This window comes from Chitinophaga sp. YIM B06452 (assembly GCF_039655965.1).
In the GTDB taxonomy this organism is placed as follows: Bacteria; Bacteroidota; Bacteroidia; order Chitinophagales; family Chitinophagaceae; genus Chitinophaga.
In genome coordinates this window covers 33,369-60,079 of record NZ_JAWLKY010000011.1, presented here as the reverse complement: position 1 = coordinate 60,079, position 26,711 = coordinate 33,369, and the positions used below count along the sequence as shown (strand labels likewise).

The 26,711-nt window shown below is 55.4% G+C and carries 2 protein-coding genes; both read right to left on the bottom strand.

The annotated features are described in order from the left end of the window. Nucleotides 1–138: 138 nt before the first annotated feature. Nucleotides 139–1,932, bottom strand: a complete 1,794-nt coding sequence (locus R3I13_RS26945) for a Calx-beta domain-containing protein (RefSeq protein WP_346321106.1) — start codon at nt 1,930–1,932, stop codon at nt 139–141. Between the two features lie 56 nt (nt 1,933–1,988). Further along, nucleotides 1,989–26,345, bottom strand: coding sequence for a Calx-beta domain-containing protein (locus R3I13_RS26940; RefSeq protein WP_346321105.1), 24,357 nt, complete (start codon nt 26,343–26,345; stop codon nt 1,989–1,991). Between the last annotated feature and the right edge of the window lie 366 nt (nt 26,346–26,711).

The following is a 26,711-nucleotide window of genomic DNA, read 5'->3' as shown; positions in this document are numbered from 1 at the left end:
TGAAAACATACTGGCTGAACTGTATGTTTTGCTGCGCCACCGCGCAGGCTCCCGGGATGAGGAGCAATACCGTGATCACTGCCCTGAGTACTGTTTGCATCTTTACACTTTTAAGATCAGCAGAGAATATTGTTGTCATTACCGCACGATTAATACCCATCCTTTATACGTTTTAATGCCATCCGGTTTCTTCACTTCCAGGATATAGTAGTAGGTGCTCTCGTTCAGGTTGGAACCGTCCCAGTCGTTGCGGTAGTCGTTAGACCGGTACACCTGTCCGCCCCAGCGGTTGAATATCTGGATACGTGAACCAGGATATTTCTCGAGGCCGCCGATGATCAGCTTCTCGTTCTTGCCGTCGCCGTTCGGTGTGATCACGTTCGGGAATGCAAGGTCGAAGCCTTCTATCGCGGTGCTGGCCGCTGCGATGTTGTTGGATGAGTCCGCATCCGGCATGGTGGCGCTGTAAGCGGAAGCTTCATTCACCAGCGGCCCGCCTTCTATTACGCGGGAAGTAAGCGTCATCTGAACGGTAGCTCCCGGCGCCATATCGCCGATGTTCCATTCTACCAGTTTGGTACCCGGCGTTACTGTCACCTGGCCTCTTTCAGCGGAAGTATGCGTGGGCACATCCAGCTGTACAGGCAGGCGGTCTTCCGCTCTTACGCCGGTCATAGTGATGGAACCTGTGTTTCTCACCGTGATGCGGTAGGTCAGGTTCTGACCCATGCGGTACGGTCCTGTTGCAGGCGATACGATCACCTTGCTCACTACCAGGTCTCCTGCCTCTATATCCGTGATGGTTACAGTGGCGGTGGCTACCGCGGCCGGTGTGAAGGTATAGCTGGCAGACTGGCCGCCGGTGAGTATGAGCTGTACTGTTTCCGGTTGTTCCACTTCGCTGTCGTTGTACACGTTAACGGGAACGGTTACACTGCCTGCGCCCGCCGGGATGGTGATGGTACCGCTGATGGCCCTGTAATCCGCATCCGGTGTGGCCGATCCGCCTACCATGTATTGGATGGTGATGGCTTCCTGCGTGCGTTTGCCGCCCGGCAGGCTGATCGTGAACTGGCCGTTTACTGTCGGCTCGGTAGCATCTGCTATGGTGGCTGCTATGGCGAGGCTCAGGTCGGTATTATCATCGTCCGCGATGGTTACAGTAGCCGCATTTGCTGCGCCTACGGTGTAAGTGATGTTGGTCGATGTTCCGCCGTTGAGCGTTAAGATAACGGTCTCGGCAGGTTCTATGAGATCATCGTTCTGTACGGCCACCGGAACGGTTATGCTGCTGCGGCCTGCAGGGATCACCACGGTGCCGGTGAGGGCTGTGTAATCTGTGCCCGCGGCGGCTGTGCCGGTGACGGTGTAATTCACGGTAACGTCTGCAGCCGGTATCTTACCGCTGGCCAGGCTGATGGTAAATGCGCCCGGTGTGGCCGGTTCTGAAGCCGCCGGTGTGCTTGCGTTGACTACCAGGTCCAGGTTGTTATCGTCATCGTCTGCAAGGTTCACCGTTGCGGAGGCGTTCGTGCCCGGCGTAAAGGTGAGGCCTGTTGCAGTGCCGCCGGTGATAGTCAGCACGATGGTCTCATCGCCTTCTATCAGCTGGTCGTCATTAACGGTTACCGGGATAGTTGCTGTGTTCTGACCGGCAGGTATTACCACTGAGCCGGTCAGGGCGCCGTAGTCTGTGCCTGCTGCTGCAGTGCCGCCGATGGTGTAGTTCACGGTGATATCCACAGATGAAGTAATACCGCCCGGCAGGCTGATGGTGAAGCTGCCGTTTGTGCCAGGTTCTGCTGCATCGCCGCCGTTGGCGACATTCAGCACCAGGTTGGCCGGTATGCTTTCATCGTCTGTGATATTGACGGTTGCATTACTGTTGCCGGTGAAGGTGAAGCTGGTGCTGGTACCGCCGGCGAGCGTCATGATCACGGTTTCAAGCGGCTCAATTACCAGGTCGTTCTGTACTTCAACCGGTACGGTTACGCTGCGNTTTCATCGTCTGTGATATTGACGGTTGCATTACTGTTGCCGGTGAAGGTGAAGCTGGTGCTGGTACCGCCGGCGAGCGTCATGATCACGGTTTCAAGCGGCTCAATTACCAGGTCGTTCTGTACTTCAACCGGTACGGTTACGCTGCGTTGTCCGGCAGGGATGATCACGGTGCCGGTGAGGGCTGTGTAATCCGCGCCTGCCGCTGCTGTGCCCGCAATGGTGTAGTTCACGGTGATGGCTTCTGATGAAGTGACAGTGCCAGGCAGGCTGATCACGAAGCTGCCGTTGGTAGCAGGTTCAGATCCGTCGCCGCCTTTGGTGACTGTCAGCACGAGGTTTGCCGGTACGGTGCTCTCATCATCGGTGATGTTCACCGTTGCATTGCCCGTGCCTGTGAAGGTAAAGTTCGTGCTGCTGCCGCCGTTGAGGGTAGCGATCACTGTTTCTGTTACTTCTATGATATCGTCATTCGCCACGGCTACCGGTACAGGTACGCTGTTCTGGCCGGCAGGGATGGTCACGGTGCCGGTGAGGGCCGTGTAATCCGCGCCGCTGGTAGCAGTACCGGTTACGGTATAGTTCACCGTGATGGCTTCTGATGAAGTGATGCCTGTGGGCAGGCTGATGTTGAAGCTGCCATTGGTGCCGGGTTCTGAACCGTCTGCGCCTTTCGTAATGGTCAGCGCGAGGTTGGCCGGTACAGTGCTTTCATCGTCGGTGATGTTCACTGTTGCGTTGCCGGTACCGGTGAAGGTGAAGCTGGTGCTCGTGCCGCCGGTAAGAGTGGCGATCACGGTCTCGGTTACTTCTATCACCTGGTCATCGGTTACGGTTACAGGAACGCTCACGTTGTTCTGGCCGGCCGGGATCACCACGGTGCCGCTGAGGGCGGTGTAATCCGCGCCGCTGGCGGTGCCGGTCACGGTGTAGTTCACCGTGATGTCTTCTGATGAAGTGATGCCTGTGGGCAGGCCAATTACGAAGTTGCCGTTGGTAGCAGGTTCCGCAGCATCGGCGCCTTTGGTGATGGTCAGCGCCAGGTTGGCCGGCACGGTGCTTTCATCGTCAGTGATATTCACCGTTGCAGCGCCGGTACCGGTGAAGGTGAAGCTGGTGCTGGTGCCGCCGGCGAGGGTGGCGATAACGGTCTCGGTTACTTCTATCACCTGGTCGTTGATCACGGTCACAGGAACGTTCACGCTGTTCTGCCCTGCAGGGATCACCACGGTGCCGGTGAGCGCTGTGTAGTCTGCGCCGCTGGCCGCGGTGCCGGTTATGTTATAGGTCACCGTGATAGCTTCGGCAGATGTGATACCGGAAGGCAGGCTGATTTCGAAGCTGCCATTGGTGCCGGGTTCTGCTGCGTCTGTTACTTTCGTGATGGTCAGCGCCCTGTTAGCCGGGTCGTTCTCATCATCGGTGATGTTCACGGTGGCGTTATTGGTACCGGTGAAGGCGAAGCTGGTGCTGCTGCCTCCCGCCAGTGTCAGTATCACGGTTTCGGTGCCTTCAATTACCATGTCGTTCATCACGGTAACCGGAACGGTTACACTGTTCTGTCCGGCCGGTATGGTGATGGTACCGGTGATGGCCGCATAATCCGCGCCTGCTGTGGCAGTGCCGCTGATAGTGTAGTTCACCGTTACGTCTTCGGAAGACGCAATGCCTGTGGGCAGGCTGATAGCGAAGCTGCCGTTGGTGCCCGGTTCTGCACCGTCCGCCGTATTGGTTACGGTCAGCACGCGGTTAGCCGCTGTGTTCTCGTTGTCTGTAATATTCACGGTGCCGTTGCCGGTGCCGGTGAAAGTGAAGCTGGTGCTGGTACCGCCTGCCAGTGTCATGATCACTGTTTCAGTGTTCTCGATCAGCTGGTCGTCTGTAACGGTTACCGGTATGCTCACGTTATTCTGGCCGGCGGGTATTACCACGGTGCCTGTCAGCGCTGTGTAGTCCACGCCGCTTGCGGCAGTGCCGGTGATGGTGTAGCTCACCGTCACGTCTTCGGAAGAAGCAATGCCTGTCGGCAGGCCGATGGTGAAGCTGCCATTGGTGGCAGGCTCTGCTGCGTCGGTGGTATTGGTAATGCTCAGCGTAAGGTTCGCGGGCACGTTCTCGTCGTCTGTAATGTTCACCGTTGCATTGCCGTTGGTGGTGCTGGCGGTGAATGCATTACCTCCCGTGCTGGAACCTCCGGTGAGCGTAACAACTACTGTTTCTGTGTTTTCGATCAGCTGGTCGTTGATCACGGTCACCGGTATGCTCACGCTGTGCTGGCCTGCGGGTATGGTTACGCTGCCGGTGAGGGCGGTGTAATCTGTACCTGGTGTTGCAGTGCCGTTCACACCGAAGTTCACGGTGATGTCTTCCGCTGAAGTGAGAGTGCCGGGCAGGCTTACTTCGAAGCTGCCATTGGTGCCCGGTTCTGCGGCATTGGCGGTGTTCACGATGCTGAGCACGCGGTTGGCCGGTGTGTTCTCGTCATCCGTGATGTTCACCGTTGCACTGTTGGTGCCGGTGAAGATGAAGCTGGTGCTGGAGCCGCCGCCGAGGGTCATGATCACGGTCTCAGTGCTTTCCAGTACCTGGTCGTTCAGTACAGCTACGGGCACGGTTACACTGTTCTGGCCGGCCGGTATGGTAATAATACCGTTAATGGCTGTGTAGTCCGTTCCGCTGGTGGCAGTACCGGCTATGATATAGCTAACGGCAATGTTCTCAGCGGAAGTAATGCCCGTGGGCAGGCTGATCGTGAATTCGCCGTTGGTAGCAGGCTCTGCGCCATCTGCCGTGGCGGTAACGGTCAGCACGCGGTTAGCAGCCGTGTTGTCGTCGTCCGCAATGTTTACGGTTGCATTGCCTGCCGCAGCGGTGAAGCTGAAGTTGGCAGAAGTGCCGCCTGTCATGGTTGCCGTCACGGTCTCGGTGTTTTCGATGACCTGGTCGTCAATAACGGTTACCGGTATGGTGATGCTGTTCTGGCCGGCCGGTATCACCACGGAACCGCCGAGGGTGCCGTAGTCTGTGCCCGGTATGGCTGTGCCGCTGATGGTGTAATTCGCCACCAGGTTTTCCGATACGGTAACACCCGCAGGGAGGTTGATGGTGAACATGCCGTTGGTGGCAGGCTCGGAAGCATCTGTCGTATTGGTTACCGTCAGCACGAGGTTGGCCGGAATATTGTCGTCGTCCGCAATATTCACGGTGGCATTGCCTGTGCCGGCGTAAGTGAAGCTGGTGGATGTACCGCCGGAAAGGGTGAGTATCACCGTTTCTGCGGTCTCAACTACTTTTTCGTCTATCACGGTCACAGGAACGGTCACGCTGTTCTGACCTGCGGGTATTACCACGCTGCTGCCCAGGGTGGCGTAATCTGTACCGTCTGTAGCGGTGCCGGTGATGGCGAAGTTCACGGTGATGTCTTCCGCCGCTGTGTACCCTGCAGGCAGCGCGATGGCAAATCCGCCGTGGGTAGCCGGTTCTGCCGCATCTGCCGTTCTGGTCACTGTCAGTGCGCGGTTCGCAGCAGCGTTGTCTTCATCGGCAATATTCACGGTGGCGCTGTTGCTGGCGTCGAAGCTGAAGCTGGTGGAAGTGCCGCTGGTCAGGGTCACGATCACGGTCTCTGTGCTTTCTATCACCTGGTCGTTCGCTATGGTTACCGGTATGGCCACGCTGTTCTGGCCGGCAGGGATCACGATGGTACCTGCGAGGGCGGCATAGTCTGCAACGCTGGTGGCAGTGCCTGTTACTGCGTAATTCACGGTGATGTCTTCTGCAGCAGTGATGCCGGCAGGCAGGCTGATGTTGAAGTTGCCGTCTGTGCCCGGTTCTGCCGCATCGGCAGTTTTAGTGATGAGCAGCACGCGGTTCGCAGTAGTATTATCGTCATCCGCGATCTTCACTTCTGCATTGCCATTGGTGGCGCTGGCAGTGAAGCCACCCATGGTGGCTGATGTACCGTTGGTGATGGTGAGTATCACGGTCTCCTCTCCTTCTATGACCTGGTCGTTGATCACGGTTACAGGCACGGTCACGCTATGCTGGCCGGCCGGTATGATCACTGAACCGCTGATAGTAGCGTAGTCTGTACCGCTGGTGGCTGTACCGGTGATGGTATAGTTTACAGTGATGTCTTCCGAAGCAGTTACGGTACCGGGCAAGGCAATACTGAAGCTGCCGTTTGTGGCAGGTTCTGCCGCGTCTCCGGCGTTGGTTACGCTCAGCACACGGTTGGCTGCTGTATTGTCTTCATCAATGATCTGTACGGTTCCGTTGCCGCTGGTCGCGCTGGGCGCGAGCGTGAAGCTGGCGGAAGCGGCGCCTGTTACTGTCAGTACCACTGTTTCTGCCGGTTCGATGATATCATCGTTGGTAACAATAACGGTTACGGGTATACTGGTTTGACCTGCAGGTATCACTATGGTGCCGCCCAGTGTGGTATAGTCACCGCCTGCTGTGGCGGTGCCGCCGATGGTGTAGCTCACGGTGATGTCTTCTGAAGCCGTGTAACCTGCAGGCAGGCTTACGGTGAAGGTACCGTTGGTATTGGGTTCTGCGCCATCGGTGGTGGCCGGTACGCTTACAACCAGGTTAGCCGCTACGTTGTCATTATCCAGAATGTTCACGGTTGCTGCACCGCTGGTAGTGCTGGCGGTGAATGCCAGGCTGGATGCAGTACCACCGGTGATCGTCAGTATAACGGTTTCGGTGTTCTCTATCACCTGGTCGTCCTGTACAGGAACTGCTACGGTCACGCTGTTCTGGCCGGCAGGGATCACCACGGAAGTGCCGATGGATGCATAATCCGCGCCCGCGCCAGCCGCTGCTGTACCGCCCACGGTGTAGTTCACCGTGATGTCGCTTGCAGCGGAAATACCTGCTGGCAGGCTGATGGTGAACAGGCCGTTGGTCAGCGGTTCTGATGCATCGTTCGTATTTACGACGCTCAGTACTCGGTTGGCGGCGGTGTTGTCGTTGTCGTTGATATTAACGGTCGCATTACCGCTGGTCGTGCTGACGTTGAAGCCGAAGCTGGTGGATGCGCCGGTAGCCAGGGTCATGATCACGGTTTCTGTGCCTTCGATGATATCGTCGTCGAGTACGGGCACAGGCACTGCGATGCTGTTCTGGCCGGCAGGTATGATCACGGTGCCGGGGAGGGCGGTGTAATCTGTTGCGCCCGCGGTGCCGGCGATGTTATAGGTTACCGTAATGGGCTCTGATGAAGTAACGCCGGCGGGCAGGCTGATGCTGAAGATGCCATTGGTATTCGGCTCTGCGCCGTCGCCGGTGCTGGTCACGCTCAGTTCGGTATTCGCCGTGGTGTTGTCGTCGTCAGCAATGTTCAGCGATGCCACGCCGTCGGTCGCGCTGGGCGCAAGCGTGAAGCTGGCGGAGCTGCCGCCGGTAATGGTCAATTCAACGGTTTCGGTCACTTCAATGATCTTGTCGTCGGTGACTGTTACGGTTACGGTCGCGCCGTTCTGGCCGGCGGGTATCACCACGGAGCCGCTCAGTGCCGGGTAGTCCGCATTTGCGGTGGCTGTACCTGCAATGGTGTAGTTCACGGTGATGTCTTCCGAAGCGGTGTAGGTCGCAGGCAGGCTCACGCTGAATGTGCCATTGGTATTCGGTTCTGAGGCGTTCGCTGTCATTTCTGTGATCAGCACGAGGTTAGCCGCTACGTTATCGTTATCGTCGATGTACGCGGTGGCGCTGCCTGTGGCTGCATCAGGTGTGAAGCTGAAGCTGGTGGAGGCGCCCCCGGTCAGCGTTACGATCACGGATTCCTGTGTTTCTATCACGAAGTCATCTGAAACGTCTACCGGCAATGCCACGGCATTTTGACCGGCCGGTATCACGATGCTGCCGCTCATGGCCGCATAGTCGCTGCCACTGGTGGCAGTACCGGTGGTGGTATAACTTACCGTGATGTCTTCGGCAGCGGTATAACCTGCGGGCAGTTTCACGCTGAAACCTGCGTCAGTACCAGGCTCGGAGCCGTCTGCCGTTTGTACAACGCTTACTACCAGGTTCAGCGGGCTGTTATCGTTGTCGATAATATCCATGCTTGCTGTAGCCGCTGTTGCGTTGGCGGTGAATGCAAAGTTGGTGCTGATGCCATTGTTGATTGTCAGGGTCACGGTTTCAGTGTTCTCGATCACCTGGTCGTCGGTTACGTTTACAGTCACCGTCACGCTGTTCTGGTTGGCAGGTATTACAACGCTGCTGCCAAGGGTCGCAAAGTCGGTACCGTCCGCAGCCGTGCCGCCGATGGTGTAGTTCACTGTTACAGCCTCGGCAACGGTCACGCCGGCAGGCAGGCTGATCACGAATGTTCCGTCCGTGGTGGGCTCTGCTGCATCCGCGGTCCTGGTCACGCTCAGGGCCAGGTTTGCAGGGATGTTGTCGTTGTCTGTGATGTTTACAGTGGCATTAGCAGATGTGCCCGGGCTAAGCGTGAAGCTGGATGAAAGACCGCCTGTAATGGCCATTGTAACTGTTTCAAGGTTCTCGATCACCTGGTCGTCTTTCACTGCAACCGGTACATTCACACCGTTCTGGCCGGCTGCGAGCAATACGGTGCCACTCAGGGTCGTGTAGTCGCTGCCTGGAATTGCATCGCCGGTGATGGTGTAGCTCACGGTGATGGGTTGTGATGCCGTATAGCCGGCAGGTAATGTGATACGGAAGTTGCCGTTGGTGCCGGGCTCTGCCGCGTCGGAGGTTTTGTTCACTTCCAGCACCAGGTTCGCAGCTACGTTGTCGTTGTCTGTGATATTGGCCGTAGCATTACCGTTGGTAGCGCTGGCGGTATAGTTGTCACTGGGAGACGCACCATTATTGATGGTAAGAATAACTGTCTCGGTTTCTTCTATGATCAGGTCGTCCGTTACATCGATCGGTACCTGTACGCTGTGCTGGTTGGCAGGCAGTATCACTGTGCCGCTCAGGCTGGCGTAATCGGTGCCGTTCAGGGCGGTGCCGGTGATGGTGTAGTTCACCGTTACCGGCTGCGCGGATGTTATGGTGGTACCAGGCAGGCTGATGGTGAATGCGCCATCAGTGCCAGGCTCTGCCGCGTTGGTTGCCGTTACGGACAGTTCGCGGTTGGCCAGGGTATTATCATTGTCCGCGATGTTCACAGTAGCGGTACCACCGCCGGGGGCGGCTGCGTACGGACCGCTGGCAGCGGTAACAGTGGTGATGCTGAGCATGACAGTTTCAGTGCCTTCAATGACCTGGTCGTCCTGTACGGTTACAGGGATGGTAACACTGTTGTTATTGGCAGGGATCACGATGGAAGCGCCGATAGCAGTGTAGTCCGTACCGCTCGTTGCAGTGCCGGTTATGGCGTAGTTCACCGTAATGGCTTCCGCGGAGGTATAACCTGCGGGCAGGCTGAGGGTGAACTGACCAGGTGTGCCAGGTTCTGCGCCATTGGCGGTATTGGTCGCGGTTATCACGCGGTTCGCACTGGTGTTGTCGTCGTCCGCGATATTGAGGGTGGCCACATTGTTAGTGCCGGCTGTATAGGTAAAGCTGTTGCCATCCGTACCGCCGTTGAGATTGAATATGGCAGTTTCGATGCTCTCGATGATCTTGTCGTCGGTCACGGTGAGCGGTATGGTTATGCTGTTGGAATTAGCCGGCAGCGTGATCGTAAATACTGAGTAGTCCGTATTTCTCACGGCGGTACCGGTCATGGTATAGCTCAGGGTAAGATTGGCGGAGGATGTATACCCTGCAGGCAGGCTTACAGTGAAAGCGCCATGGGTGGAGGGCTCCGCCGCATGATTGGTTGTGGTTACTTCCAATTTCAGGTTATCCGGGTCTGTTGCATCATCATCCGCAATGTTGACGCTTACGTTATCGTTGACCGGATCTGGCGGGAAGATGAAAGCATTACCACCTCCGTCTGTTGCGGTACCTGACAATAGCGTAAACACCATTGTTTCAGTCGGCTCGATGATCAGGTCATCCAGCACATCGAGATTCACGTTAACAGCGTTCGTATTCGCGGGAATAACGATGTTGCCGATTGCCTGGTAATCCAGGCCTGAAACGGCTGTGCCTGATATACTATATCCTACCGTTACCGGCCATGCGGATGTTGCCACGCCTGCAAGTTTAACAGTGAATTGACCACTGTTGCTGGGCTCGGAAGCATTGCTGCCAAAAATTACCTGCAACGGTGTGCTGCTGGCCGCATTGGCGTCCACAATGTTCACGATAGCGCCATTTCCTGCGGGATCTATTGTAAACGGATAGCTGGCTGAAGCAGCACTGGTAAGATTCAGCACCACATCTTCCGGCCCCTCTACTGCGCCGTCATTGCCAGCGTCTACGTCAATGAATACTTCATTGGCGCCGGCGGGGATCACAATATTCCCGGCGCTTAAACCGAGCAGGGTGTAATCTGTAGTGTTAACCGCACTTCCGCCCACTGTAAAGCTGATCACCACATCTTCGGAGCTGGTAACGCCCGGCGGCAGGGAGATCCTGTACTGGCCGTTCGTTCCGCCTTCAATGGCATCAGAAACCTTAGTGAGCAGTACTACCCTGCTGTTAGTTACCTGATCGTTATCCGCGATATCAACAGTGGCAGTGCCGCCGGATACTGTGTAAGAACGCACGCCGTCTGTACCGCTGGAGATATTCATTATGACGGTTTCCGTCGGTTCTATGACAAGATTGTCTATCACTCTTACAGCCACGTCCACGTAATTCTGTCCTGCAGGAATAACCTTGGAGCCCGTAATGGCCGTATAGTCTGTGCCGGGGGTAGCAGTACCCGCGCCTATGCTGTAGGTTACAGTGATGTCGTTTGCCGCGGTGAAGCCAGCGGGGAGGCTGATGCGGAATGCGCCATTGGTGGCTGGTTCTGCCGCGTCTGCCTGTTTGGTGATAGTCAGCACCTGGTTGGCGCCGGTGTTATCATTATCTGTGATATCCACGGTTGCAGCGCCGTTGGTCGTACTGGCGGCAAAGGCGAAGTTAGCGCTGGTGCCGCCGCTCAGGGTGAGGATCACGTTTTCAGTGCCTTCTATGATCTGGTCGTCAGACACTGCAACGTTCACATCTACGCTGTTCTGGCCGGCAGGCAATACCACCGTGCCCGTCAGCGCGGTGTAATCTGCGCCACCTGTGGCTGTACCGCTGATCACGTAGGTTATATCCACGTCTTCAGACGGCGTTACGCCGGTGGGCAGGGTGATGGTGAACTTGCCCGGGGTGCCCGGTTCTGCCGCATTGCCGGTGTTGGCAACGCTCAGTACGCGGTTGGTCGTGCTGTTCTCGTCGTCTGTAATATTTACCGTCGCATTGTTCGTGCCGGTGTAAGTGAAGCCGGTGGCAGTGCCGCCCGTAAGCGTCATGATCACCGTTTCGGTATTTTCAACCAATGCATCATCCAGCACCGGTACGGATACAGACACACTGTTCTGGTTAGCGGGTAATACCACGCTGGCAGCAAGGGCGGTGTAATCCACTCCGCTGCCGGCTGTACCGGCTATTGTATAGTTAACCGTAATGGGCAGCGCTGAAGTATAACCTGCAGGCAGGCTGATCGTGAAGGAGCCCGGTGTGGAAGGTTCAGAACCGTCTGCGCCTTTGGTAACAGTCAGCACCTGGTTGGCCGCAACATTATCGTCGTCGGTAATATTGGCCTGGGCGCTGTTGTCGGGCGAAGCTGCCGCCGTGAAGGCAAAGCTGGTGCTGTTGCCGCCGGTCAGGGTTACAATCAGCGTTTCCGTTCCTTCAATGATCTGGTCGTCTATCACGCTCACCGGTACCAGCACGCTGTTCTCGCCTGCCGGGATCGTGATGGCGCCAATAGATGTATAATCCACGTTATCGGTGCCGGTGCCGCCTACCGTGTAAGTAACGGTAATAGGCTCGGTGGTCCTGATCGTTGCCGGCAGGCTGACTCTGAAAGAACCGTTGATGTTGGGTTCTTCAAGGTCAGACACTTTCGCGATACTCAGCACTTTGTTCGCCAGGGTATTTTCGTCGTCGGTGATGTTGATGGTTTCATCCCCGTCGGTAGTGCTGGGCGTGAAGGTCAGCGAACCTGCGGTGCCGCCGGTGATGGTAACGATCACGGTTTCTGTATTCTCAATGAATTTGTCGTCGATCACATTCACGGGCAGCGGAATGTTGTTGGCGCCCGCAGGAATAGTGGCCGTGCCGCTCAGTGCCGCATAATCGGTGCCTGAAGTGGCGGTGCCAGTAACGGTGTAATTCACCGTAACAGGCTGTGCAACCGTAACGCCGGTAGGCAGGCTGATGCGGAATACCCCGTTGGTATTGGGTTCTGCTGCATCAGCTGTTTTTGTGATGCTCAGTACGCGATTGGCCGCCAGGTCGTCATTATCAATGATATTGTTCGAAGCAGTGGTTGCCGCGGGATCCGGGGCAAATGTAAAGCTGGCGGAAGATGCGCTGGTAATGGTAATGGTCACAGTTTCGGTGCCCTCAATGATCTGGTCGTCTACCACTGTACCCGTAATGGATGTAGAGGCCCCGGCCAGGATGGTTGCAGTACCGCTGAAATGTCCCGCGCTTATGCCATTATAATCCGCACCCTTCACCGCGGTGCCGCCTACCGTATAGTTTACGGTGATGTTCTCTGAACTGGTGATGCCCGCAGGCAGTTGTAAACGGAACCCAAAGAAGGCGGTGCTGCCCTCAGATCCATTGACCGTAGGTGTTACGCTTATCAAACGGTTTGCCGCAGTGTTGTCATCATCCACGATGTCTACCGTTGCGGAAGCTGCTGTTGCAGATGCCGTGAAGTTGAAGCTGGTGCTGGTTCCGTTCGTTATGTTCAGGATGACTGTTTCTGTTTTCTCAATGATCTGGTCATTCGTAACCACAACATCGACCGTCACGCCGTTCTGGCCCGCAGGTATAGTCACAGGACTCGCCATGGGCGTATAATCTGTTGCACCGGCCGTTCCTGTCCTGGTGAAGTTTACCGTAATCGGCTGGGAAGATGTCACCCCGACAGGCAGGCTGATCCTGAAGCTGCCGTTCGTGGCCGGCTCTGCCGCATTGCCGGTGTTGGTAACGCTCAGCACACGGTTGGCCGCTGTGTTATCATCATCTGTAATGGTAGCAGTAGCACTGCCATTGGTAGCGCTGGCAGTATAATTGAAGTTGGTGCTGGTACCATTTGTAATGGTCAGCTGGATGTTCTCTGTATTTTCTATTTCCTGGTCGTTGGTAACGGTTACCGGTAATCCCACACTGTTCTGGCCGGCCGGGATGGTCACCGTGCCGGTCAGGGTCGTATAGTCGGTGCCGTTAACAGCGTTTCCGGCAATGGTATAGTTAATGGTAATGTCTTCTGTAGGCAGTATACCGGTGGGCAAGCTAACAGTAAATGCCGCATTGGTGGCGGGTTCTGCCGCATCGGTGTTTTTAACGATGCTCAATACACGGTTAGCTGGGGTATTGTCATCGTCAGTGATATTCACCGTAGCATTGCCGGTTCCTGTGAAGGTAAAGCTCCCAGAGCTGCCGCCGTTCAGGGTCAGGATAACTGTCTCTGTGTTTTCCAGCAGCTGGTCGTTGGTAACGGTTACGGGAACGGGTACACTGTTCTGGCCCGCAGGGATGACCGCAGTACCGGTGAGTGTCGTCATATCCGTACCATTGGTGGCTGTACCGCTTACCGTATAATTAACCGTAACTGGTTCCGAAGAAGTAATACCCGCGGGCAGGCTGATGGTGAATGCGCCATTCGTGCCTGGCTCTGCCGCATCGCCTGCGTTGGCAATGCTCAGTATGCGGTCGTTGGGATCGCTGTTTTCGTCATCAGTAATATCCGCGCTGGCATTGCCATCGGTACTGCTCACAGTATAAGAAAGACTTCCGCCGGTACCGCCGGTGAGAGAAACGATCACAGTCTCGGTATTCTCGATAACCTGGTCGTCGGTCACCGCAAAAGGCAGCGATACGGTATTCTGGCCGGCAGCGATGATTGCAGTGCCGCTCAATGCGGGATAATCCGTACCGCTGGTGGCCGTACCGGAAGTGGTGTAGTTCACGGTAATGTCCTGTGCAGCCGTAATGCCTGTTGGCAGGCTGATGGTGAATGAACCGCCTGTGGAAGGTTCTGCGCCATCCGTTGTTTTCTCGATGCTCAACACGCGGTTGGCCGCTATATCGTCATTATCGAGAATGTTGTTTGAAGCGATGGTTGCCGCAGGGTTCAGGGTAAAGGTAAAGCTGGTTGAAGTAGCACCGGTTAGGGTGATGGTTACTGTTTCGGTCCCTTCGATGATCTGATCATCTACCACCGTACCGGTTATCGCTGTAGATCCTCCGGCCGGTATGGTTGCCGTGCCACTGAAATGTGCCGCACTTATGCCGTTATAGTCTGCACCTGTTACTGCGGAACCGCCTACCGTATAGGTTACTGTTATGGGCTCTGAACTGGTGATACCGGAAGGCAATTGTATGCGGAACCCAAAGAGAGCACCGCTGCCTTCAACTCCATTCACGGTAGGTGTTACGCTTACCACCCGGTTTGCCGGGGTATTTTCGTCGTCCACGATGTTTACGGTAGCAGACCCATTAGTGGGTGATGCAGGTAAATTGAAGTTGGTGCTGGTACCGTTCGTAATGGTCAGTATGACTGTCTCGGTATTCTCAATGAGCTGGTCGTTCGTTACAGTAACAGGTACTGACACGCTGTTCTGACCGGCGGGAATTACCACGCTGGTGCTTAGTGCAACATAGTCCGTGCCGGCTGTGGCTGTTCCGCCAACGGTATAGGTCACCGTGATATCTTCCGAAGAAGTGACGCCGGCAGGCAGGCCAACGTTAAACACCCCGTTTGTGGAAGGCTCAGCTGCATTGCCGCCATTGGTCACCACCACTACGGTTTTAGCCGGGTCGTTACTGTCATTATCTGCGATACTTGCCGTAGCCGCATTCTGCGTGCTGTTGATGCTGTAAGCATTGCTGCTGGACACACCTGTGGCTGTATTGAGTGTAATAGTGACGTTTTCCGCCACTTCGATGATGTTATCGTCAGTAACAGTTACCGGTATGGTAACGCTGTTGCTGCCGTTCGGGAAAGTAACCGTATTGGTAATTGTCGTATAATCGGTGCCGTTAGTGGCGGTCCCGGTAATGGTATAGTTAATGGTAATGTCTTCCGAAGCGGTTATACCGTTGGGCAGGCTGATGCTGAAAGCGGCGTCCTGCGTGCCTTCCGTGCCGTCCTGCGTTTTAGTGATGGCCAGCACCTGGTTGGCGGTTGCTAACGCTCCGAAAGTAGAGAAGTTCTGTATGCCGCTGAATTCAACGTATTCCAGGCCGTCCTGCTGGCCGGTGGCCGGGGTCAGTTCGGTGATGTTCGCCAGCCCTTCAGGCGCAAGGTCTGCCAGGGTAGCGGTAATATCACCGCTGTGTTTGAACCATGCCCACTTCTGCGTGCCGGTCACACCACGGGTGCCGGAGAGCATGGTCTCTGCATTGGTCCGTTCCACTGGATCCCAGAACAGGCGGAGCTGTACGCCGCCGTTCACGGTGAGGTCCGCGCCGGTGTAAGCGATATGCACCAGCCTGCGCATCAGCTGCGTACCGTATTCAGTGCCGTTGTTCCTGCCGAGGGCTGTTGTCATATCCCTGTTCACATCTACTACGGCAGAGAGTTTGGTAACGTCTATGGTGTTGCCGTTCAGGGCAATGGATGCAATGTATTTATTGGCGTCTGAAGGATCGATGAAATAAAGCGTACCGTTCTCGATACAGGTAGCTGCCACCGTTCTCACCGTTGCATCCGGCACCAGGTTGGCGGTGCGTTCCGGGTGACTGGTGATGAGGGTGAACACTGCGCCGTTGGGCAGTGCTACCAGGTTATCGAAGCTCACTATGCCGCCGCTGAAGCCTGTTGCGGGTATTTCGCTCACCGTGCCGGTGGCAAAGTTACCGTCGCCGTCCTGGTCGACCAGGATGGTGAAGTCTTCCGCGGCAGTGCCCAATACGGTGATACCGTTCAGGTCGAACTGGAGGCTGAGAGGTTGTGTGGCGATGTCGTAATTGGTGAATTGTGCTTTCCATTCCTGCGTGAGGCGTTGAGCGATACAGCTGCCCACCGGCAGGTCTGTGGTAGAAACCGTTGTAGCGGCGCTGTTGCCGGCCAGCATCAGGTAGCTCCTGTCTGCTGTAAAGGTGTTGGTATTATCTGCATTCGAAGCTGCAATACCACCCAGCCCGACGGTGAGGATGGAACCACTGTGCACGCTGCGGCTTTGTTTCTGAACGAGCCCTTCTGCGTCATCGCGGCCTATGCCAAAGATGTTGATCTTATAAGTTGCGTTGGCTGCGGCGTCCCACACTTTGGTGGTGCCGTCTGTAGCCAGGTAATCCTGCGGCGCGCTCTGATCCAGCGTGACGCCGTATTTAATGCCCAGGTAAGATTCCACACGCTGCGCTTCGGTAGTGGTGAGCGCTGCCTTGTATACGATCACCTCGGGGATCTTACCGCTGAAGATGCGGACGTCGAAAGTAGCGTCGCCGGTAGTGCGGCCGCCAACTTCGAAGTTGAGGCCATCACCCTGGGTAACACAGTTGGTGCCTAAAGCGTTTTGCTTACCGTTCAGCCAGGTGCTTCCTCCCAATGAGTTATTGGGGCTGATATAGGCAGCTCTTGCTACGGAAGGCGCCGGGCCGGCTACAGGAGACTGGCTCATCAGGCATCCGTTGCCATCCATAGTGTAATTGTTGGTAGGGCTATTGAGAAGGCCCCTGCCTGAAACGCTGCCCACCCAATCACCGTTTGATGCGAAGATGCCGCCGAATTCCGTCGCGGTTCCTTCGCGTTGCGACACGCCGAATATCGCGATCGGGTTGGTAGAGTTCCATGCCGTGAGGGCCCTGCCTTTCAGTGACCTGCCCACGGCGCCCGTAAAGTCTACAGACGGGTTAAAGTTGATCGCAACCGGTTCGTATGTGATCGCCGCGGTAGGCGTGACCGCGTCTGTGTGCGCAACCGGGGCTGCGCGCAGTTGCGTGGCAATATTATTGCTGCCGCTCTGGTCAATCCATTCTTCCACCTGGTTGCTGGCATTCACCTGTACGCCTGCGTCTGATTTCACCCACAACACATCGCCCAGCACGCCGCCCGGTGCGGTTACCAGTGCGGCAAAGGTGAAGTATTGGGCATTGTTCAGATCTACAGTAGCTGTGTAATAATCCGTACCGTCTATAGTGGTCAGTGAAAGCGCGCTGTATTGATCATTTTCGTCGATAGTGGCATCGTTGCTCACTACCAGTTGGGGAGACGACATGGAGGAAGAAATGACATCCGCGGGGATGGCGATCTGCACATTCCCTACTGTGCCGGTTTCCTGCACTTTCCAAACCCTGGTCATGCGGGCGGTTACGCCCGGCTTGGTGGTGATCCCGGTGACGAAGGAAGTAGAAGCGCCATCGTCGCCCCATACCAGGTAATTTTTATCCGCGGCAAATGTACTGGTGTTTGACAGGTTGTCTGCCGCAATGCCGCCGAGGCCCACTATGGGCTGGAAGCCTGCGTTGATGTTCCGGCTTTGTTTCTGCGCAAGCCCTTCCACATCATCGCGGCCTATACCGGTGATATTGTTTTTGTAAGTTGAATTGGCTGTGGCATCCCATACTTTGGTGGTGCCGTCGGTAGCCAGGTAGTCGGTTGCAACGGTCTGATCGATCGTATAGCCGTACTTGATAGCCAGGTAAGTGGATACACGCTGGCTTTCAACGGAAGTTAACGCAGCCGGGTAAACGATCACCTCACCTATCACACCGTTCCACGCCTGGGCTGCATCCCATGGAGCCATGCCGATGCGGGCGCCGCCAGTGCCTGTATTCCAGGCTTTGGCCAGGGGACCGCCTAACACTTTCATTTTGCTGTACAGGGTAGCCTGGCCGCCAGCGCCGGCCCATGCACCCGCTATTTCATTAAACACGCCAGGTTGCCAGTTGCCCGCAGCACTTACTACGTCGTTGGCGTATCCCACAAAATTCGCTATTCCTGTTCCATTTGTTACCGCAATTGCGGAACCGGTACTGGTAGCTGCGGCGCCGTACCCGAGGATGAACTTATTGGACCCGGTGGTTACATCCAGGCGGCCTGCGCCGAAGAAGGTCCTGGCGCTGGTGCCCATCGGCAGTTTGGTAATATCAAGATTCAGGAAGTCTGCACCGTCAAATTTCACTACCGGGTTAAAGTTAGCATTGCTGGCAGTGTTGCTCAGGTACAGCGGCTGGCTGGCCGGGGTAGCTGTTTGCGTAGCGTTGTTCAGGTCAGAAGCATAGTCCGTCCAGCCATCGATAGCTGTATTATCGGTGGTGGAAGATGTACCGGCGTCGGCACGCAGCCACAGGCTGGTACCTGCTACGCCGCCCGGCGCTTTAATATAAGATGCGAAGCTGAAATATTGCCCGTTGGCCAGGTCAACATTGGCCGCATAATGTTTTACACCGTTTAATGTGATCTCGCTCACAGGAATGAACTGGTCCGTTCCATTCAATGTCGCATCAGCACTCAGCACCAGGAAGGTTTCCGCGGCGTTGGGCAATGCATCATAAGGCACTGCGATCTGCACGCTGCCTACCGTGCCGGTCTCCTGCACTTTCCAGGTGCGCGTCATGCGGTAATTCACGGCAGGGTTGCCTGTGATAGCGGTTTTGAACAAGGTGCTGGCGCCGTCGTCGCCCCATACCATGTATGTTTTGTCGGCAGCGAGGTTGTTGACATTGTCGCTGTTTGTTTCCGCCAGCGCTCCAAGGCCAATGGCCAACTGCATGCCGGTATTGATGCTGCGGCTTTGTCTCTGGAACAGGTCCTCCAAATCATCACGGCCAATGCCGGCAATATTGTTCTTATAAGTGGCATCAATGGCCCATACCTTCGTTGTGCCATCGGTAGCCAGGTAATCGGTAGCGCCGTTATTGAGCGTGATACCGTATTTAATAGCGAGATAAGAATTTACGCGCTGCTGTTCAAGCGGCGTCAGCGCCTGGGAAAACACGACCAGGTCGCCTATGCGGCCGTTGTAAGAGTTGGTGCCGGCGTTCCTGCCTACCTGGAAGATGCTGTTGTTGCCGGTAAAGGTGTTGGTAAAATTACCGGTGGACACGCTTAACCCATTCTTGTAAATGGCCTGCTTGTTTGCGGCAAGGGTAACGTCGTTTGTGGCTGTCCATAGGATAGTCTGGTTAACAACATTCCCTGCCGCATATGTAATACGGTTGCTGGAATAAGGTGCATCCCAATACACAATATTATCTGACCAGGTGGCATGCAGTGTGAACTGGGTGCCTGTGCCGAGAGCTTCTGTGAAGATAACAGATGCCGTCGGCGTTGCCTGGTTGTTTACCACGAATGCCGCGGCGGCGTTATAGGTACCGTTTTTCAGGAAGGAAGCACCCGTCATGCCTTGCGTAGTTCCGCTGAATCTAACCACAGGGTTGAAATTCAGGTTATCGGCCGCATTGTTGAAATAAGACGGCTGGTTGGCCGCTGTAGCCTGTGTTACGTCGTTCAGGTTGGGGCTGTAATCGTTCCATTCGTTGATAGGCATATTATCAGCCGTGGCGGATGTATAATCAGCCCGCAGCCATACAAGGTTACCGCTGCTTACACCGCCGGGGTATTTAGCAGGCGCGCCGAAAGTGTAGTACACACCATCAGGCATCAGGCTGGTGTTCAGCGTCACCGTCTTATCGGGGTTCAGCGGCAGCTCCTGGTTGATGGTCGCGAAAGTAGGATCGGTACTGATCAGCAGGTATACTGCTGTACCTTTTGCATTTGCTTTCAGGGTAATGGGCTGATCGGTCCAGTTGGTCTTATCTACCTTCCAAACGCAGGGCAGGCGGCGGGTTACGTTGGTACCGCTGACATTATTGGCGTATGCGGTGGTAGACAGCCCGTTATCTGCAAATACAAAGAATGATTTATCGTTGGTGATAGTATTGATATTCTGTTCGTTGGTAATGGCGATGTTGTTGCCCAGTGAAAGGGTCACAAAGCCATTGTCTACGCTGAGGGATTGTTTGGTGTTGAGGTTAGTCGCATCGTCCCTGCCTATGCCGGTTACGCGGGTCTTGTAGATCGCGTCAGCCGTCCAGTACGCAGTACCATCTGTCGCAAGATAATTGGTAGCGCCGTTGTTCAGCGTAATGCCGTATTTGATGCCAAGGTATGATTCTACAGTCTGGCGTTCAACATCGGTCAGCACGCGGTCGTAAGCGATCACCTCGCCCATGCTGCCTAACCAGTATAATCCACGGGCAGCAATGGTGCGGGAACCGATGGAAATAAGATTAGCGGTAAGGGGGGTGACGGAAGAAGTACCCTGGATATCAAGGGCGTGATCTTCAAACAGGCGCAAGCCGTTTGCAGTATTGGATTCCGTAGCGCTGAAAATATATGTTTTATTAGGCAGGATCGTCCTGGTGCCTCCGGCCCCGGTAATCGCTCCTGCATTTTCCAGGAAATTCAAATTGGCTGTATTGGTAATACGGAATTCCATGCCATGCGCGGAACCAACGTCCCCGCTGCTCACCAGGTCTCTTACCGCGTTATATCCGGTGCCGCTGGCAACAGCAAAAATTGTGGCTGCAGCAGGATTAATACGGGTAGTGTTAATATCCAGGTAATCGTCCGTACCGTCAAATACCAGGCTGTAATTGAAGTTCAGCCCGCGTGCATCGGTGTTAGGCCGGCTGGCAGATACGGCTTGCAAAGCGTTGTTGCCAAAGTTGCTGTAGTCGTTCCACTGGCCGCCGCTGGATTTACCATCGTCTGCACGCAGCCAGAACGTAAGGCCGTCTTTCACGCCGTTCGGCCCTCTCACCAGCCTGGCGAAAGTAAAGTAACCATTGTCGGGCAGCAGGTTGCTGTTGATGGTAACGGTGTTGTCGTCCATGGCGTAAGCAGCATCTCCCGCGCCGAAGGTTGCATCCGCACTTACCAGTAAGTAAGTTTCCGCGCTGCCGCCGGATAAATTAATGGTAACCTCCTGGTCGGCCCAGTTGGTTTTCTGCACCTGGAAAATGCGGGCCATGCGCTGGCTAACGCCGGTGATGCCGCTTATCGGCGTCAGGAAAGTGGCAGCGCCATTGTCGTCGCCGAAACTGAGGAAGGAGAGGTTATTGGTGATCGTTGTTGTATTCGCCGCATTGGATGCCGCGATAGCAGTGCCGGCTGCAATGGTAACAATACCGTCTTCTGAGCTGATGGATTGCTTCTGGAGCAGTGTCCCCCTGTCATCACGGCCGATGCCGGTAATGCGTTTGGCATAGCTGCCGCCCACGGAGGCCTGCCACATAGTGGTGGCGCCATCGCTGGCCAGGTAGTCCATAGGCACATCGATACCCAGCGTAAGGCCGTACCGGAGTGCCATGTAAGACTGCACCTGCTGGCGCTCCAGGCTGCTCAGCTTGCGGGAATACAGGATCACTTCCGGGATATCTCCATTGAAGGGGGAATTATGGCCGGCGCCGATATAGTCTGTCGTAGGAACTGACGCAAAACTCACGGCGTTGGTGGCAGCGGTCAGCAATACTTTACCGTCAATACCTGCAGCCCAGTCGTTAGTGGCACTCCAGATATTGAGCATATGCGGGTTGAGCACATCCACCTCCGCGGGGTAAGCAAAATTGCGGCGCGCGGTACCGCTGCCGAAATATGTATAGTGATTATTATTGGTCCATGTATAGGTTGACTGGGCGCTCGCATAGGTGCCGCCAAACTCAAAGGGATAGTGCAAAGTACCGGTGTTGTTGGCAAGGCCGGACGTCTGCACGGAGAATATTTCACCGGCCGTCATTGTATTTGCAAACTGGGGCACAGAGAAATAAGTAGCAGCCCCAAACCCGATGCCTGGGTTGAAGTTGAAGGAAGCGGCCTTCCAGGGCATTACTGCGGTATTCACCTTAGGCCAAATACGTCCTGAAGGCGCCATGTCCTTCCATTGTGTAACGTTAGTGCCGCCGGTTACGCCGTTATCCGCCCTCAGCCATACATTCAGGCCGGCGGCTACACCCGCGGGGGCCTGCTGCGCGGTGGCGAATGTAAAGTAGTAGCCGTCAGGCAGCTGGTCGCTGTCGAGCGTTACGAGGCCGGTAGCGCCCAGCTGGTAAACCTGGTCGCCGGCGCCGAAGGTTGCGTCGGAGCTTACCAGCAGGTATTTCGTGCTGTCTGCCGATGCCAGCGCCAGGCGCATGGGCGTATTGGCCCAGTTGGTGCGGTCTACTTTATAAATGCGCGCGGTATGCAGGGTAATGTTATCCAATCCTGCAACACCCACAGTATAATCATTTGCCCCGCCATTATCACTGAAGGTAAAGAAAGAAAGATCGTTGGCTATAGTACGGGGATTTTCCGTATTGGACGGGTAGAAGGCGGTGCCTACGGCAACACTTACCACGGCATCGTCTACCTGCGAGCGGCTTTGTTTCTGGAACAGGGTGCCGTTGTCGTCGCGGCCTACGCCGGTAATGCGCTGGCCATAGCCCGTGTTCTTGGTGGCGGTCCACATGCGGGTAGTGCCGTCGCTGGCGATATAGTCGGTTAGCGCGCCTGCGCCGTTCCGCAGGGTCAGGGCGTATTTCAGGGCCAGGTAACTGTTCACCTGGGTACGCTCTGCATCGCTGAGGCGCCTGTTGTAAAGGATCACTTCGGAGATGCGGCCATTAAAGATGGAATTGTGTCCTGCGCCGATAGCATTATTGAGACCTGCCGGCCTGTCGAAATTAACCGGGAAAACAGCGCTGGTACCGATTGTTTTACCATCGAAGTTCAGCGACCAGCTACCGGGCGCGCTCCAGTTATTTAATATATGGGCACGGTTCATATTAATGCCGCCGAGCGGGAAGTTCCGCCGTGCATTGGTACCAAAGTGCGTATAGTGCTGCCCGTTGCTGTAATGATAAAACTGGTCCAGCAGGGTTGCTTCGCCGCCACCGAATTCAAAGGGGAAGCTCGCGGTGGTGGAAGCAGCCGCCAGGTTGGAAAACTGTACGGAGAATACTTCAGCGGCGGTGAAGGCGTTTGCAAACTGCGCCACCGTGAAATAACTGTTCTCGGCGAAATTTACGGTCGCGTTATAGTTAATGGAGTTTGCCTGCCAGGGAAGTATCACTGCAGGATGGGCTTTGAGGTATTCCCTTTGCGCAGCCTGGTCCACCCATTTGCTGACATTATTGTCCACAGCTACGATTCCTGCATCTGCCTTCACCCACGACTGGAGGTCTGTGGCCACCCCGCCGGGGTAACGCTGCTGCCTGGCGAAAGTAAAGAACGCGCCATCGGCCAGGTTGGCGCTGGAAAGCGTTACCGTTCCGGTGCTGCTTAGTTTCAGCTCATGGGTAATCGTGCCGAATGCGGCGTCTGTGCTGATGAGCAGGTAGTTGTCCTGCGAACCGCCTTCCACTTTCAGGGTTACCTGCTGGGTATTATCCCAGGCGGCAGTTTTCTGCACTTTCCAAACGCGCGCCATGCGGCGCGTTACATTCGTGCCGGTCACTGCGGTGAAGTAATTGGTATTGCCGCCGTTGTCGCTGAACACCAGGAAGGCTTTGTCGTTCGTGAAAGCGGTGGTATTCGCAGCATTGGATGCAAAAATGGCATTACCCAGTGCAATGGTCACGTGGCCGGTGTCCTGGCTCAGTGACTGCTTCTGGTCCAGCAGGGTGCATTCATCGCGGCCGATGCCGGTGATGCGCCTGCCATAGCCGGTATTGCCGGCAGCGGTGTACACCTGTACGGCGCCGTCGCTCGTGATATAGTCGGTGGTGCCGTTGCTGAGCGTGAGGCCGTATTTCACGGCCATGTAAGATTCAATGCGCTGCACTTCCGCGGCCGTAAGGTCTCGGTTATAGATGAATACTTCCGGCACAAATACTTTGGAATATTCCCCGTTATATGCACCCCCTATGTCCATCGTCCATACAGTAGCATTTGAAGCAGCGGCGGCATTGAGCGTCGTGCCGTTGCGGCGGAACTCATAGGCGCCTGTGGCAGCCCGCTGGAAAGAATACATTTTTCCCTTGGTGGTAACCGCGTTACCTGCATTCGCCCAGGCTTCCACAAACAGCCGGTTTTCCAGCCCGCCATGCCAGCCAAACAGCTTGTTGCCCGTGTAGCTGGTGAACACGCGGCCCGTTTGCGAGCCTTCCAGCTCGGCCATCCCCATCAGGGTATAAGCGCCGGTAACGCCCGCGGCCGCAGGTACGCGGTGGGCATCGTTGCCGTCATAATAAAAAGCGGGGTTGAAGTTCACTGTGCCGGTCGTTGTTTCGGGATCGCCCACCACGATCATGTGGTTGGCGTTACCGGAAATATCGCCCCAGTTCGCGCCATTCACCGCCTGGTCCGCACGGTACCAGGCCAGGATGCCGTTGTTCACGCAGGCCGGGCCGGAGAAGGTCATGGGTATGCTGTTGCCAAACTCTGACGTACCGCAGGTGTTGGCCGGTATGCGGAGGGTAGCTGTCCAGAAACCGAGGCCCGTAGCGCCGGGGCCGCTGTTGAAAGTAACCGTTTGCGTGGAGGTGCCCGCGCTTACATTCGGTATGGAGGTAACAAAATATTGCCCGCTCGTTTTGGACGTAGCGGGATCGTTCGCATAAATATCTATCGTATACTGCGCGCCGGCCGTTATGTTTGGAACAGTGAGCTGTATCTGGTACTGCCCTCCTCCCAATGGCGTAGATGAAATCAGCACCGGCGTTTTGCCGCCCGCGGCGGTGTAGGTACAGTTCCCTGTTACATGTGTAATGCCGAGCAGCTTATTATTATATATGGAGTTGTTGGTGATGAGCACTTTATTGGATGCCTCATTCTGGATACCCGAGCCGCCGTTATCATACACCACGCAACCTGTCACCTGAGCATCCGTAACGGCAGCGGCACCAACGAACCAGATGCCGTGGCTGACGTTAGCGGTCACCGTATCGCCCGTCAGGTCATAATCAGAAACCGCATTGGCGCAGTTGAGCACAATGCCGGCCCGTTTGCTGTCCCTGAAGGAAGAGTTAACAATGTCTACATTATTACGTGCAAAGCTCCCGCCGAATTCAATGCCGTCGTTGTTGGCAGTGAATTTTGAATTATTGACCTGGAAATTGGTCGCCCCGCCGACTACAGTGATCCCGTCGCCGTCAAACTCATTGAAGGAAACGTTATTTATATTGACGCCGGTCGCTGTACCCACGAAGTAGATCCCGTAATCCGCGTCGTCCGTAGTGCCAGGCTTATCGCCATTCAGCACAGAATTGCTGATGTTAACGGTGTTTGACGTGCTTTCGAACCTGATATAGACCGGCGACGGGTAAATCCCGGGATTACTTAACCCCATCGTGGCCTGGTTGATCGTAATATTGCTGGCAGCGCCATTGAACCAGATGGACTGAAGATCGGTCTCATTGATATTGATCGTATCCAGCGTTACATTATTCGTCGTGTTATCGAAACGGATGGCATAATCCCCCTCATTGTCCCCTGCTCCATCCAGGTCCACCGTAAACCTGTTCAGTTCTATATTGGCACTGACAAAATCACTGTAAAAACCATAAGACACGCCACTATACAGCGAATCGATGGTCACGTTCCGGAACATGATGTTGTTGGCTGTTTCCACCGCACCACCGGTGTTGTCCAGCATGACCGCATTCACGAAACCGCTGATGTTCGAGTTCGTAAATGTCCATCCGTTAATTGATGCATCACGGAACACAATAGCTTCCCCTCCCCTGGTATTATTTAACGTGCTCAGGTTAATATTATCCATCACCAGGTTGGTCTGCGTACCGCCTGTAAAATAAAAAGCACGGCCAACGTAAGCGTTTCCGTTCGGCTCAACGTCGGTGGAGTAAATGTTCCTTATCGTCAGGTTGGTAGTTGCCCCCCGCGCCCGCACGATTGCATTCAGGAAATTGCCCACAGTGCTGGAGGAACGGATATTTTCTATGGTAATGCCCGTCCTGTTCGCAAAAATGTCTACGTTGATGTCCCCATTGTTCTGGATCGTAAAATTCCTGATCGTCACGCTGTCCGCATCGATCACGAAGGGATTGATCACCGAATTGGTACCGGTGGAATACATCGTGATCTTGTTCTCCCCGTCGATCGTCAGCTTCTTCGCCGTAATGGTCGGCATCGTTGTGGCGATCGTGATCTGCCCGTGAACGTTAAATACAATGGAGTGAGGCCCCGCTCCCGCCGCGTTCGCATCCAGGATGGCCTGCCGGAAAGAGCCCGGCCCGGCATCGTTAGTGTTGGTCACGGGGAAGTCTTTCGCCGTGGAAGTGGCGGCCATCGTAATGCCCAGCAGTAAAAGCATAAAAATTCTGCAGCTTTTGCTGAAAGATCTCGGATTCGGGTTGCTTGCATTCAAACGGAACATGGTGCGGTGCTTTGGGTAAAAAAGGGGAACGCCCGGCTTGCTGCTCTGTACAGCACGCCAGGAAAGGCTCTCCGGGAGAACCTCAGTTATGCATATTTGGATATGGTCCTATTACACGATATTGTTACTGATACGCCATACAGTCCTGCACAATTGCTGTACAAAAAATTTCAGGAGGAATGTGGTGGAGGGTAATGGTAACAGGGCATGGGTATACGGGATACACATTGCGGGTTTCGGGTAAAGATCTCCCATAGGAAAAATGTTGTTATTAAAAAGGTTTAAGGATACCGGTTTTTCATT